Source organism: Tunturiibacter gelidiferens, assembly GCF_051013345.1.
GTDB lineage: Bacteria > Acidobacteriota > Terriglobia > Terriglobales > Acidobacteriaceae > Edaphobacter > Edaphobacter gelidiferens_A.
In genome coordinates this window covers 841,864-854,099 of sequence record NZ_CP132939.1, presented here as the reverse complement: position 1 = coordinate 854,099, position 12,236 = coordinate 841,864, and the positions used below count along the sequence as shown (strand labels likewise).

Genomic DNA, 12,236 nt, shown 5'->3' with positions numbered 1-12,236 from the left:
CGCGCAGGGAGCCCGTCCGGCAGGACACACCCGTGCTTATCCCGCTCACAGTTAGGGTTTCGCAGGTGTCTCCGTGTGGACCTGGGCAAGCCATCTCCCGTTCTTAGGCTGTCGAACCCAGACGGTGACGGAGTTATTGTCATTGTTCATCAGAGAGGGTTTGTCTGCGGTGCCACAGTTGAACGCATTTACCACGTGATAAGCGGTGAGCGCAGAGTCGGGGCTCAGAATGCGAACCTGGAGATCGCGTAGTTCGTAGAACTCCAGTTTGCAGTGCTTCAGGGTGATCAGAAGTGTGTCCAGAGCCTGAATATGTTCGTCGACCTGGATGAAGTCCGGCGTAAAAAGGCTGTGGACGGACGCGAAGTCGCCTTCAGCCATGGTGGTCCAGAGATTCTGTTCCAGCTTGACGATATCGACAGGAGCAGGAAGCGGCGACGGAGCTGAAGGTGTCTGAGCAAGTGCTCTGGACGCAAGGAGCGAAGCGGTAACCAGCAGGAGAAGACGCATGAATCATCTTAGCGTCCGCCTCCCCTTGTTGAAGCTGAGGTCAAAGCCGAAGTTAGTTCGCCGGAGGGGTTGAAGGCCTGGTGCCTACCCGTCGAACGGAGGCGTCGACGATGGCATAGAGGAGCTGCCGATGATCGGACTTAGCCTTTGCCTTGATATACTCGCCGGCGCGCCTGCCAGCCTCGGCGTTATCTGGAAGGGTCAGGCCCCGAGCCTGCGCGGAGATCGCGGCAAGCTGCTGGATGATGTCGAAGAATGTGGCTTCGTTCTTGCCTGCGAGCTGCCAGCAATCGGACACGGGGCAGGTCAGGATCTGCTCGGTCGTCCAGTTGTGGGCAGCGGTGGAGTCCGCCGAAGGTGTGATGGTAACGGCTGAGGGTTGCTGAGCCGAAGCACTGAGGGCTACGGTGGCGAGAGCGAAGCAGAGTGCGAGGCGATGGATGGGGCGCATGGGATCGTTCCTTTACGTTCGTTGGTTAGAAAGCGCTAGTAGTAGCGGCGATCGTCGCGTTTGTTCTGGGCGGCCTGGCCTACTACGGCTCCGATCCCCGCGCCGGCTGCTCCGCCAATAAGGGTACCCTTGAGGCCGCCACCGAAGACTGCTCCGAGGACCGCCCCGCCGCCTGCACCGATCAGCGCGCCCTTGCCGGGTCCGATGCCGCCCTGGTCCCGGCGATGATCGTCGTGGTAGCGCCGATCGCGATCGTTATAGTAGTCGCCGCCACGTCCGCCGCTACGCATGCCACTGTAATAGGCACTGTCGTTATCGTGACGTTGCGCGAACGCCGGAGTTAGTCCGGTCGCGATGAGGAGAGGAGTAAGAAGGACCGCGTTTCGTAGCTTGGTCATTCCCGGTTAGATGCGGGATTTCCGTCCGGCGCGGAGTCAAATCGAGTGTGGTCTTAGCTCCAACATAATCTAAGGTACCGAACGGCCTCTTTCGAAAGGGGTTATGCAACTGATGGCAGCCAAAAATCGTCATCATCCGTGCGGCCCTGGCGGGAATTCGTCCATCTATTCAGAAGTACGGCCCCGGTCGCGTAGACGATAAACAGGCCGATTTCGTCTATTTGGCGTGCAGTATCGTCTCTTCTTGCAGTAGCTTTCAAAGAAGGGGATTGGAGGGTCTGTGAAGGATCTGATTTATGGCATCTCTGGTGGGCTGGTCGTGGGGCTCATGGGGCTGGCGATTGCCGGTTCCATCGCGATGGCGCAAACGGCTCCATCGCCTGCTCCCCACAAGCCCAGGACTTCGGCCAAGGCAGCCATGGCAGTCTGGTCGCCGGACGTGCAGAAGACACTCGGCATCTCTTCAGACGACTTCAAGGCTGACGGGCTCAACAAGTTGACGCAGGCCCAGCTGGCCAGCCTGATGAGTTCGGCCAAGCCCGATCCGAAGAAGCACTGGCTCGTATGTCCCGCGAGCGGAACCGCACCTTCCGGGCAGATTCACGTCCTCCTCACCGTGGCGGGCGATGATTCCACAGGCGCAATCGCGGGCCAGATTCACCAGGCCGTCAGTTCGCTCACCGGCGTCACAGTAGTCGACAGCGCCGCCAACGCAGACCGCACGCTCCACGTCGTCATCCAGGAGCAGACAACGGCCAAGCGCACCATCGGCTTCACCGCCTCCTACCTCACCGGAACTCCCTGCACCGAAGACGTTGCCGGCAAGATGACGGACGTGGAGTTGAAGGGCACACTAGGCACCTACACCGACGCGAAGGGTTCCGGCCTGGCGATGGATCTAGCCGGAATGCTAGATCAGGATCTGCAGCCGCTCCGTAGCGCCGCATCAACACGCTAAGCCCCATAGACGCCGCGTTGCCCCACACATTTGCCCGCGACGGCAAGGTGCGCGCCAGAGAAGTTTCGTCTTCCCGACGATTCCCCGAAACGCCAAAACTGCATCCTACACAGTGGAGGTTTTGCTATGAGGGTTCCCTGGATCCTTGCCGGTATCGGAGTCGGCGTCGCAGTAACGTACCTGCTTTTCGTCAACGAATTAGAGCCGGCCTACGACACCAGTCACGACGGATTCACAGATGCAGCCCGGAGAACCTTCGCCTGGGGCAGCAAGAAACAGGCCGAGGGAAAGCTGGGTTCAGTCGCCGGCGCCATCAAAGAAGGCGTAGGCAATCTCACCGGCAACCAAAACCTGGCCGATGAGGGCACCGCGGATCGCGTCGTTGGAGATGTGAAGGATGCCGCAGGGCGCGTAGGACAGGCCGTGGGGCAGACCATTCACGATTTGAACAAATAGAAACAAACCTGATGTATTAGCAGGGCCCGTTTGGTTCTCATGCAACAAAAAGCTGCCCATCTTCGCAAAGTTTCAACCTGCGAAGATGGGCAGTTTTCTATGCGCCATCAGAACGCCAGCAGCCGATCAAAGAACGAACGATACCGCCGCAGAGCCTGTCGCAGGTCTTCGGTCGACACGTTATCCCCGCGATCCCACTGATGTTCCATCTCCGACCGCTCCGCCGCGAACTGCTCCGAGATCCGCTTCACCACGGTCGCAACCAGCTCGTCGGCCTGTTTCACAGCGGTCCTCGGCTCATCCACAAACCCGATCTGAGCCTTGTCCCAGCGCGCGCGAAGATCGTTCAACTCGTTGCTCGGAAACAGTTGTCCAGGTTGATCGGATCCAGGCGATGGATCCACTCTCTGATCCGCAACCGCCCTGCCGTCTACTCTTCGCTCATCCCCTGCTCTCTGCTCCACCGCCCTCTGCGCCGAACTCTCGCGATCGACATCCACATCCCGCACAACATCGCGCGAGCCGTTCCGCGGATCATCGATCATCTCCGTGCTTGTTGGATAGTTCGTACGTTCATACTGAGATCCCGGTACTCGATTTGCGATCGAGTCTGCAGTCAGTCGTGCGTCATCGCGAACTTCGCCTATCATGCTACCTCCTTGTGGGTCGTGGCTGTCACACCAAGCAATTCGTCAAACAGGGAACGGAAGTGCACCATCGCTTTGCGAAGTTCTTCCGTCGTGGACTGTCCCTTGGCATGGCGCAGAACAATATCGTGCGCCGCCCTGTAGTTGCCCACCGTCTCGGGATAGTGAACCGAGATGTCATCGGCCCGCTGGGCAAACTCACTCATCGGATAGCCGCGCGAGTTCATCACATCGGTCACCAGCCGGTCCGCTTCATTCACGGCACCCCGAGGATCGTCCACAAACTGCTTCTGGACGAAGGTCCACTGATGCATATAACGATCACGCTCCGGCGCAGGCAGCGTGCGCAGCTTCAGGTTGGAGACGCGCCGTTCCCTTTCAGCCAGAACGTTTTCGGCGAGCTTCGGATCTCCGTGTTGACTCACAACCCGGTCATACTCCGGGCCGAACTTCTGTTTCAGCTGCGCCGATCGGTTGCCTCTGGTATATAAAATCACCCCGACAATAATCAGCACAGCAGCTGCAATCACAATAGCGGTTACGATCTTTGGGTCCATAGCCTACCCCCTTGCATCCCTTGATGCCGCCCACAAGCCGCCGCGTTGTGCAAAAAGCAGAGAGAGCAGCCACAACGATTTCAATCCCGCGAAAGCGATCCCCACTGCCACGCAAACACCGTTGATAACACACGTCGCATAAGCACGCCGCATAACGCAAGACGAGCGACCCACGGCCCAGCCGCAAAGTCGCTCGTCTTCCCGTGCCAACATCTCTATCTGCCCAAACGTCTCTCTCCGCCGAAACGTGTCCATCGTGCGAAGTCTCTATCCGCGCGAAAGTCTTCCCCCGCGAACGCCTGTGCAAACACCGCCTGCCTAGCCTTTGTGATGATTCAACACAGCGCGAACCTTATCGACATGCGTCCCATGCACGCGAATCGCCTCATGCAGCGCGTCGCCGGTCACCCCAAACTCCTTCGCCCAGTAGTGAATATCGGACGACATCTTCGGATTAATCTCTTTCGGGTCATGCGGGCCTTTCTCTGGCTCAACATGCTCCGCATGAGGCGTACGAGCTTTGGACTTCTCAACTTCTTCGTGTTCGTGCGGCCTTGCCGGATCTGGATGAGACATCGATTCATTCCTCTTTTCGCCTTCACCCAGTTAGATGCAAATCCCAGCCATCCGCCCGCTGCGTAATCGCTGCGTAATCGTAGACACGGCGCAAACTCGGAATCCCCGCCGTGCCCCAGTCTCATAAACGAGTTCCTTTGCATCAGCAGACAGGGCAACCCCGCCGGTACAGACAGAGTCGTACTTTTCAGGTGAGTAGTGCTCTAATGCTGCCCGTCTGGAGGGTTCCTATGATTTTTCGCAAAGACACTTGGGCCTGCGTAGCGCTTGCGTGTGCGCTCTCTTTCAGCGTTGTACCGGCTGGCCTGGCACAAGCGCCGCAAGACAACGATGCTGCTAGCTGGTCTGCGCCCCGCGGCTACGATATGGCTTATCCCGAGAACGGCACTCCCAACATGGTAGCTCGTCAAGGCTATGCTGCAGGCTACAACCAGGGCCAGGCCGACCTGGCGCGTGGTCAGGCGTTCAAACCTACCGAGAACAAGGCCTACGCTCACGCGAAGATCCCCAAGGGAATGGACAAAGACACGTTCAAGACCGAGTTTCGTGAGTCATTCGTAAAGGGCTACACAAACGCATACAAGGGCCAGTAGCAATCGCGAAACAACGACAACTCAGAGAAACAAAACAATGCCCGCTTCTCGTGACTCGCAGCAGTCACGAAAGCGGGCTTCTCTCTACTAGCTACTATTTGTGATGACTCACGTCCACACCCACGGGAATCGTCTGCCACTTTCGTAGCAAAGTTACGAATGTGACTTGTCTAATGGATAAAGACAAGATACCTTTCGTCTTGACTTCAAAACTTGTTGAGATCAGGTCGTACGAAAAAACATGCGTTACCCTCTTGCTTCACTTTTCTTGGTTCTCTCTGGATTCGGCAATCTCGCCCAAGCGCAACAAGCTCTGACCAGTACACCCGCTCCTGCATCATCCCCACTTGCTGCCGCAACCGCCCCCACAGCTCCTACCAACCCCGATGCTCCCGACGCCTCAGGCAGGTACATGCTGCGTGACGGCACGGACGTAAATCTCCAGTTCGCGCAGGATCTCAGCTCAAAGACCGCATCCGAAGGCGATCCAGTAACGTTGACGCTGGTCGATGACCTGAAGGTCGGAAACATCGTAGTCGCGAAAGCAGGAGACAAGGCAATCGGCGAGGTCACCAAGGCCGAGAAGTCAGGAATGATGGGCAAAGCTGGCGAGCTGAACATCCGCCTCAACTACCTCAAGGCAGGCGACACCAAGATCAAGCTACGCGGCACAAAAGGCAAAGAGGGCGAAAGCGGAACCACCGGCGCCGTAGTCCTGACAGTGCTGTTCGGACCCATCGGCCTGATCAAACACGGCAAAAACGTAGAGATCAAACAAGGCCAATCCCTCCACGCCTTCGTCGGCGACGATATCGCGCTAGTGCCTGCGACTTAGCCTTAACCTATTGATTAGGTGAAGAACGTCACCGTGCCCTTGACTGTTCTCCTTGCCAAATAGGTGAGTTAGACTTTACCAAGGAAATTGATGGGGTACTGGAGCAAAAGTGAAAGTTTCTTCCGTTTTGTATGACGGTCGTATAAAGGCACATAACGTTCTTTTGGACTTTACAGTCGGTGAATATCTCGATTCTGTTCGAGATGTTATAGATAGAAATCAATATCAACGTAAGAGAGTGTCTTCATCAAAGACCATCTATTCGCTTTTGCGTCAAGATATTTTGCGGGGCTGCGTCATTCCACCTATAGTGCTGGCACTTGGAAGTATCGATGTCAAGGACGAGCTTTTCGAAAATCATCATGATCAAATCCTCGATCTGATCAAAAATAATTCGTCTCGCCTTCTCATCCTGGATGGCTTACAGAGGACGTATACACTCCTTGATCTTGAGGGAGAGGCCGATCGTTTCGAGCACCAAAAACTAAGAGACAAGCAATTGCGAGTCGAGGTCTACATCGGCATTGATCGCCTCGGTATCCTTTATCGCATGCTGACCCTCAACACAGGTCAGACTCCCATGTCGCTTCGGCAACAGATTGAAATGCTCTACTTGGATTATCTTGATGACGGTTTGCCCGGCGTACGTTTCGTAAGGGAAGTAAGCCAGGAACGAGCCACTGATAAATTAGAGCTAAATTTCAAGGACACAATAGAAGGCTTCAATTCGTACATCGACCGTGATGAAGCTCCCCTTGAAAGGGGAGATCTTCTTGAGAATATTAAGAGTTTGCAAAATCTTTCGCATGAGAACTCTTCTCGCGATCTTTTCAAAGAATACGTCCTCGCGTGGGTAGCATTTCTTACTTGCGTAACTGGATTGTGTGGGGAATCGCAGGTCAGTCAGGAAGACTACCCTGAGAACGAATCTGTTTGGGGACGAACGGCGTCACAAGTTTTTAAGAAAAGTCAGGCTATGACGGGGTTTGGTGCAGCGCTAGGTAAGCTCAAGGATTTTGGCCTCGTGCTAGAGCTTAGTGACGTCGAAGGTCTAGCTAAAAAAATTAGGCTCGGGTCGGGGGATGCGAATGATTTTTTACTCTCGATCAATAAGTCTCTGGCGTGGATAAAGCTCAACACAAAGAAAATCGGAAGCGCGCAGCGGGCATTTTTCTTTATTTCTTTAGGGAACTTCTCAATTCACAGACCGATTCATATCTGGATTTGAATGCGAGTGCAGTCACCGCCCTCCATAAGGTAAAGACACAAATCTAATGGACTTGTTGATCAACGACGAGATTAGACATGTAGATGGGATTAGGTTGGATGACGACGCCACAGCCTTCGCCCTTTTTTCACGGGATGATTCGAATTTCATCGAGTTAGCGAAGGTCGTTAACTATCTCGACATTCCTAGTGACGACTGGGAAATCGCAAATTACAAGGTGGCATTGTTCATCCACTCGTCTTGGCCCGAATCTCAGACGTTGGTGTTAAGGGAGAATGACACTAGAATCGGATTTTTATTTTCGCTGGAAGCACTTGCATCTGAAGAGTCCATCTTAAAGAGAAAAAACAACACAACGCGTTTGGCTTTATCGCATTACAAAAGCTTTGTCTGGGACAACAAATCACTGGAGTACGATCAGCCGAAATTGAACAAGGGATTACAGTCAGAATCACAGAGCTTTTTCCGCCAGATACGGTCGTAGCTGTGTTCAACGAGAAGATTTTCTATGATGCGACGGGTTGGACAGTGAACTCCGATTTCGTAGAAGATAGGCTGGCGACGTTCGCGAAACATGGGCTCTACTTGCTCGGGTCAGGTTCTGTAAACGGAAGACTACATGACTTTAAAGCTATTGGAATCGCATTGGCAAGCGACAGAAGTAACCTAGAACTGCGTCGCTTTAGCTCGTCGCTCCCACGCAGTTCGAGAGATTTTCTCATTTCGATCTTCCTCACGACAGCTCCCCATGAGCGAAACGCTGGGTTTCGTTTTTTCTTGCTTATCAGGTTTTTGAATCGCTTATCCAAGATTTATATGCCGAGATCCTCAAGGTGTTTGTGGAACAAGCGCAAGGTAAGAATTCGAATGATCTGAAAAATCTCGTCAGTAAGTTCGAGTCGTCCCTCAGAGAAAAACATAGGCTTAAGGAAATCATCAATGCAAATCTGGGTATCAAAGACGATTGCAAGCAACTGATGATTGCTTGCAATGGTCTACTTACCAAAACGGGCGCAAAAAAAGAGGTTGCAGTAGACGAAGCGCTCTATGGAGTGAGAAATATTCTTTTTCATCGGTTTGGAGACACCCAAAAATTAGCCGCCGAGCTTGATGAAGTATCTCAGGCGCTATTTGTTACCGTTTGTGAACTCGCTATTTGTTATCAATCGCCGACCGTTTCCCTTTGAAATGGGTTGGCTCACTTAGTATCCCAAAATGGGAATCAGCAAAAAAATAAATCCGGATTTGTGGCGCATTTTTCGAGTCCCACAAACTGACTGTCCAGAAACCAACGTTTGCCACGCGTCCCACCACACCTACACCACCAAAACATCAGGTAGAAACGCCCGTTTTTTGCCCAAAAATCCCAGCAAAAATGGGCTTCACCACGTTAGATCGCCTACGCCATTCTGCGCTCAGCAACAGCTAGCGGCCGACAGGAGACTCCGGAGCGTCGGCGACCCCTCGCCCGCGCAACAGGGCGTAGAGCTTCTCCTGGCCCAGCACCCGGCGAAGTTCCCTGAACGCAAACAGCGGAATAAACGCGCAGAAGATGACGAGCGCCCGCCCCACCAGATCCTCCACATGCAGATTGTGCCAGACCGTCCCAAACGGCTTCCCCGCAATCACCCGCTTCACGGTCTCTTCGAGGATATGGAACACCAGAACAAGCACCGCGAAGACAATCGACTTCAACAGGACAGACTGGTACAGCGGCCTCTTCTCGTAGCCTCTGCCCACGCGCATCATCTCCCCTATCAGAATCACCTTGCCGATCACCAGCGCATTCACCACCGCAAAGCCGTAGTTCAGCGCGTCGTCGTTGACGTCATACTTCTTCAGCAACAGCGTCGTATACGCCACCAGCGCACAGAAGAAGAACATCAGGTAAAAGGCGATGATCCAGAACTCAATAAGCTCGTGCTTGACCTTCTGCGCGAAGCTGCCCTGCTTCTTCTCATTGCTGCTCATGGTCGGTTCTCCTACGCAGCCAGCCCGATCACTCCAGGTCGCTGACAGGGAAGCCAGAAAAGAATAGCAGCCTCCAACCCACCCGCATTCCCAAAACGGGAAACCTCAAAAATAAACCCCAAAAACGTGGCGCATCTTCCAAGCCCAAAAAACACGCTGCTAAAACACCACGTCTACCACGCATCCCACCACGTTCCCACCACCAATTCACCACGCGAAAACGCCCGTTTTTGCCAAAACCCCAGCAAAAACGGGCGTCACCACGTCCGAAAAAATTACTGCAACAAAGTTCCTTCTTCAGGCTGTGTCTTGGCCTCATCGGGCGGTATGACGACGGCCGCGGCTACCTTGTCCTGATCCTCCAGGTCCAGCAGCTTCACCCCTGGGTACTCCGCCCAGCCGACCTAACACTCTTCGTATCAATGCGAATGATCTTCCCAAACTGGCTGATCACCATCATCTCGGTCGTGTCATCCACCAACTGAATGCTCGTAACCTTGCCAATCTTAGGCGTAGTCTTCATGTTGATCACGCCTTTACCGCCACGCGATTGCAGGCGATATTGATCCACATCCGTGCGCTTGCCAAACCCATTCTCACTCACCGTAAGCACCAGGCAAGGCGTCAAACCCAGCTGTTTATCAAGCTTTTCAAGCTTCGCCGCAACCTCCGCCGAAGCCACCGGTGCTGCAAGTTCCCCAGGCTCAGCAAGTTCCAGCGGCTGCGCCTCAGACGACTCGGTAGCCTCGTCAATCGCCGCTTCCACCTGATCCGTAAGCCCTTTCTGAGCAGCACGTTCCAGCCGTTGCTTGTTGCGCGCCTCGTTGGAAGGCGTCACCGCCGCCCCGATCACATAGTCGCCCTTCTTCAACGTAATGCCGCGATTTCCCGTAGCCGGCCGCCCCATCGGGCGTAAGTCCTGCTCATTGAAGCGGATAGCCATCCCATCATGCGTAGCCAGGAAGATCACCTGCTGCCCATCCGTGATCCGCGCAATAATCAGCTCATCATCCTTGTCAATATTGATAGCGATAATCCCACGCGCCATCACATTCGAGAAGTCCTTCAGCGCCGTCTTCTTCACCGTTCCATTGCGCGTAGCAAACAGAATGTACTTCGAATCCTCTTCAAGATCGCGAACCGGGAGAATCGTAACCACCTTCTCGCCAGGCTGCAGCGCGACCAGCGAGGCCATCGCCTTGCCTTTCCCAGCCGCGCCGACATCGGGAACCTCATACACCTTGAGCCAGTAGACGCGGCCCGTATTCGTGAAGCAGAGAAGATACGCATGGGTCGAGTCGATGATGAGCTGCGCGACAAAGTCCTCTTCGCGAGTCTTCATGCCGAGCCGCCCAGTGCCGCCGCGACGCTGCTGCCGGTAGATCGAGATAGGCGTGCGCTTGAGATAACCAGTGTTCGACACCGTGACCGCCACCTGCTCATCGGTGATCAGATCTTCCAGCTGCAGCTCAGCCGTCTCATCAATGATGGTCGTGCGGCGAGCATCGCCATACTTGTCGCGAATCTCGGTAAGCTCCTTGACGATGACCTTGCGCAACTTCGCCGGCGAAGCGAGGATCGACTCGAACTCCGTGATGTTGTCGCGAACCTCAGCCAGTTCCTTGAGCAGCTCATCGATAGAAAGCTGCGTGAGGCGGTATAACTGCAGTTCGAGAATCGCGTCGATCTGCTTGTAGGAGAGAATCAACGTACCAGTCGTGCTGAACGTCATATCGACGCCATATTTAGCGGGGTCCAACGTGACGCCGCTGAGCTCCGTGCCACGCAGGTTGATGCGTTTGTTTGAGAAGTAGGAGAAGAGGTTCTCGCGGGCATCGGCGCGGCTGGACGACTGTCGGATGATCTTGATTACGTTGTCCAGATGATCTAGCGCAATCTGGTATCCAAGCAGAATGTGTTCGCGGTCGCGAGCCTTCGCGAGGAGGAAGGCGGTGCGACGGCGAACCACTTCCGTGCGGTGATCGAGGAACGCTCGGATGGCTTGGTCGAGCGGAAGCTCCTTCGGCTGACCATTGTGGACGGCCAGGAAGATCATCGAGAACGACTCCTGCATCTGGGTGTGCTTATGGAGTTGGTTGAGAACGATCTGGTGCTCGGCGCCGCGCTTCAGTCCGATGACGATGCGCATGCCATCGCGATCGGACTCGTCGCGAAACTCATCGCGGGCGATGTCGGTGATGACGCCCTCATTGACAAGTTCGGCGATACGCTCAATCAGCTTGGATTTGTTGACTTGGTAAGGAATCTCGGTGACGATGATGGCCTGACGCCCGCCGGAGATATTCTCAATGGATGCCTTGGCGCGCATCATGAAGCGACCCCGGCCAGTGCGATAGGCCTGGGGGATATTCGTCTTGCCGAAGAGATAGCCGCCCGTCGGGAAGTCCGGTCCGAGCACATGCTCGAGAACGAGGTCGAGGTCTGGTCGATGATCCTGCGGGGACTTCTGCAGCAGCGAGATGCACGCGTTCACGATCTCGGTCAGATTGTGAGGCGGGATGTTGGTCGCCATCCCGACGGCGATACCCGAACTGCCGTTCACGATAAGGTTCGGAATTCGCGCCGGAAGAACAGTAGGCTCGAGCGAGGACTCGTCGTAGTTAGGCGAAAAGTCGACAGTATCGTAGTCGATGTCCGCCAGCATCTCACCGGCAAGCCGGGTGAGGCGGGATTCGGTGTACCGCATGGCCGCGGCAGAGTCACCGTCGACGGAGCCGAAGTTTCCCTGGCCATCTACTAATAGATAGCGGAGAGAAAACGGCTGGGCGAGCCGGACCATGGTGTCGTAAATGGCCGAGTCGCCGTGGGGATGGTAGTTGCCCATGACGTGGCCGACGACCTTGGCGGACTTGGTGTACTTCTTGTTGAACTGGAGGCCCATCTCCTGCATGCCGTAGAGGATACGGCGATGAACAGGCTTGAGGCCGTCGCGGACATCGGGCAGAGCTCGGCCGATGATGACCGACATGGAGTAGTCGAGATACGACCTCCGCATCTCCTCCTCAATATTGATGGAGAGCATAAACGCAGCCCCG

14 protein-coding genes and 1 pseudogene are annotated in these 12,236 nt (G+C 55.0%); 7 read left to right on the top strand and 8 right to left on the bottom strand.

Translation table 11 applies throughout. The features are described from left to right. Positions 1-51: 51 nt before the first annotated feature. From RBB80_RS04005 to RBB80_RS03995, 3 genes are read right to left on the bottom strand one after another with little or no spacing between them, the layout of a single operon-like run. Positions 52-510: a nuclear transport factor 2 family protein gene (locus RBB80_RS04005; RefSeq protein WP_433967018.1), complete on the bottom strand. Its 459-nt coding sequence runs from the start codon at positions 508-510 to the stop codon at positions 52-54. A 52-nt stretch (positions 511-562) separates the two neighbouring features. Continuing rightward, positions 563-961, bottom strand: coding sequence for a hypothetical protein (locus tag RBB80_RS04000; RefSeq protein ID WP_433967017.1), 399 nt, complete (start codon positions 959-961; stop codon positions 563-565). 35 nt (positions 962-996) lie between these two features. Then, positions 997-1,359, bottom strand: a complete 363-nt coding sequence (locus RBB80_RS03995) for a hypothetical protein (protein ID WP_433967016.1) — start codon at positions 1,357-1,359, stop codon at positions 997-999. Positions 1,360-1,639: 280 nt separating this feature from the next. Here RBB80_RS03995 and RBB80_RS03990 point away from each other — a divergent pair, with 280 nt between their 5' ends. Together RBB80_RS03990 and RBB80_RS03985 are read left to right on the top strand one after the other, a co-directional pair. Next, on the top strand, positions 1,640-2,317 hold the full coding sequence (locus tag RBB80_RS03990) for a hypothetical protein (RefSeq protein ID WP_433967015.1): 678 nt from the start codon (positions 1,640-1,642) through the stop codon (positions 2,315-2,317). Positions 2,318-2,443: 126 nt separating this feature from the next. Continuing rightward, complete coding sequence (locus RBB80_RS03985; RefSeq protein WP_433967014.1) at positions 2,444-2,773, top strand: CsbD family protein; 330 nt, start codon at positions 2,444-2,446, stop codon at positions 2,771-2,773. Between the two features lie 107 nt (positions 2,774-2,880). Here RBB80_RS03985 and RBB80_RS03980 read toward each other — a convergent pair whose 3' ends face one another. The 3 genes from RBB80_RS03980 to RBB80_RS03970 all read right to left on the bottom strand — a co-directional run bounded on the left by RBB80_RS03980 (position 2,881) and on the right by RBB80_RS03970 (position 4,553). Further along, positions 2,881-3,423, bottom strand: coding sequence for a hypothetical protein (locus RBB80_RS03980; protein ID WP_433967013.1), 543 nt, complete (start codon positions 3,421-3,423; stop codon positions 2,881-2,883). Further along, positions 3,420-3,977: a hypothetical protein gene (locus tag RBB80_RS03975; protein ID WP_433967012.1), complete on the bottom strand. Its 558-nt coding sequence runs from the start codon at positions 3,975-3,977 to the stop codon at positions 3,420-3,422. The genes RBB80_RS03980 and RBB80_RS03975 overlap by 4 nt, the downstream gene beginning before the upstream one ends. 318 nt (positions 3,978-4,295) lie before the next feature. Continuing rightward, positions 4,296-4,553, bottom strand: a complete 258-nt coding sequence (locus tag RBB80_RS03970; protein ID WP_433967011.1) for a DUF3606 domain-containing protein — start codon at positions 4,551-4,553, stop codon at positions 4,296-4,298. A gap of 230 nt (positions 4,554-4,783) precedes the next feature. On the opposite strand from RBB80_RS03970, the gene RBB80_RS03965 reads away from it, so the two are divergent. The 5 genes from RBB80_RS03965 (at position 4,784) to RBB80_RS03945 (ending at position 8,396) form a co-directional block, all read left to right on the top strand. After that, on the top strand, positions 4,784-5,146 hold the full coding sequence (locus RBB80_RS03965; RefSeq protein ID WP_433967010.1) for a hypothetical protein: 363 nt from the start codon (positions 4,784-4,786) through the stop codon (positions 5,144-5,146). A gap of 241 nt (positions 5,147-5,387) precedes the next feature. After that, complete coding sequence (locus RBB80_RS03960) at positions 5,388-5,981, top strand: hypothetical protein (RefSeq protein WP_433967009.1); 594 nt, start codon at positions 5,388-5,390, stop codon at positions 5,979-5,981. 109 nt (positions 5,982-6,090) lie between these two features. After that, on the top strand, positions 6,091-7,209 hold the full coding sequence (locus RBB80_RS03955) for a hypothetical protein (RefSeq protein WP_433967008.1): 1,119 nt from the start codon (positions 6,091-6,093) through the stop codon (positions 7,207-7,209). A gap of 94 nt (positions 7,210-7,303) precedes the next feature. Next, positions 7,304-7,693: a hypothetical protein gene (locus tag RBB80_RS03950; RefSeq protein WP_433967007.1), complete on the top strand. Its 390-nt coding sequence runs from the start codon at positions 7,304-7,306 to the stop codon at positions 7,691-7,693. A gap of 355 nt (positions 7,694-8,048) precedes the next feature. Further along, on the top strand, positions 8,049-8,396 hold the full coding sequence (locus RBB80_RS03945; RefSeq protein ID WP_433967006.1) for a hypothetical protein: 348 nt from the start codon (positions 8,049-8,051) through the stop codon (positions 8,394-8,396). A gap of 238 nt (positions 8,397-8,634) precedes the next feature. On the opposite strand, the gene RBB80_RS03940 is transcribed toward RBB80_RS03945, so the two are convergent. Both RBB80_RS03940 and gyrA read right to left on the bottom strand, forming a co-directional pair. Continuing rightward, positions 8,635-9,180 (bottom strand): hypothetical protein, encoded by a 546-nt coding sequence (locus RBB80_RS03940; RefSeq protein ID WP_433967005.1) that lies wholly within the window; start codon positions 9,178-9,180, stop codon positions 8,635-8,637. 275 nt (positions 9,181-9,455) lie between these two features. Continuing rightward, a pseudogene (gyrA, locus tag RBB80_RS03935) lies at positions 9,456-12,223 on the bottom strand (DNA gyrase subunit A). Positions 12,224-12,236 lie beyond the last annotated feature (13 nt).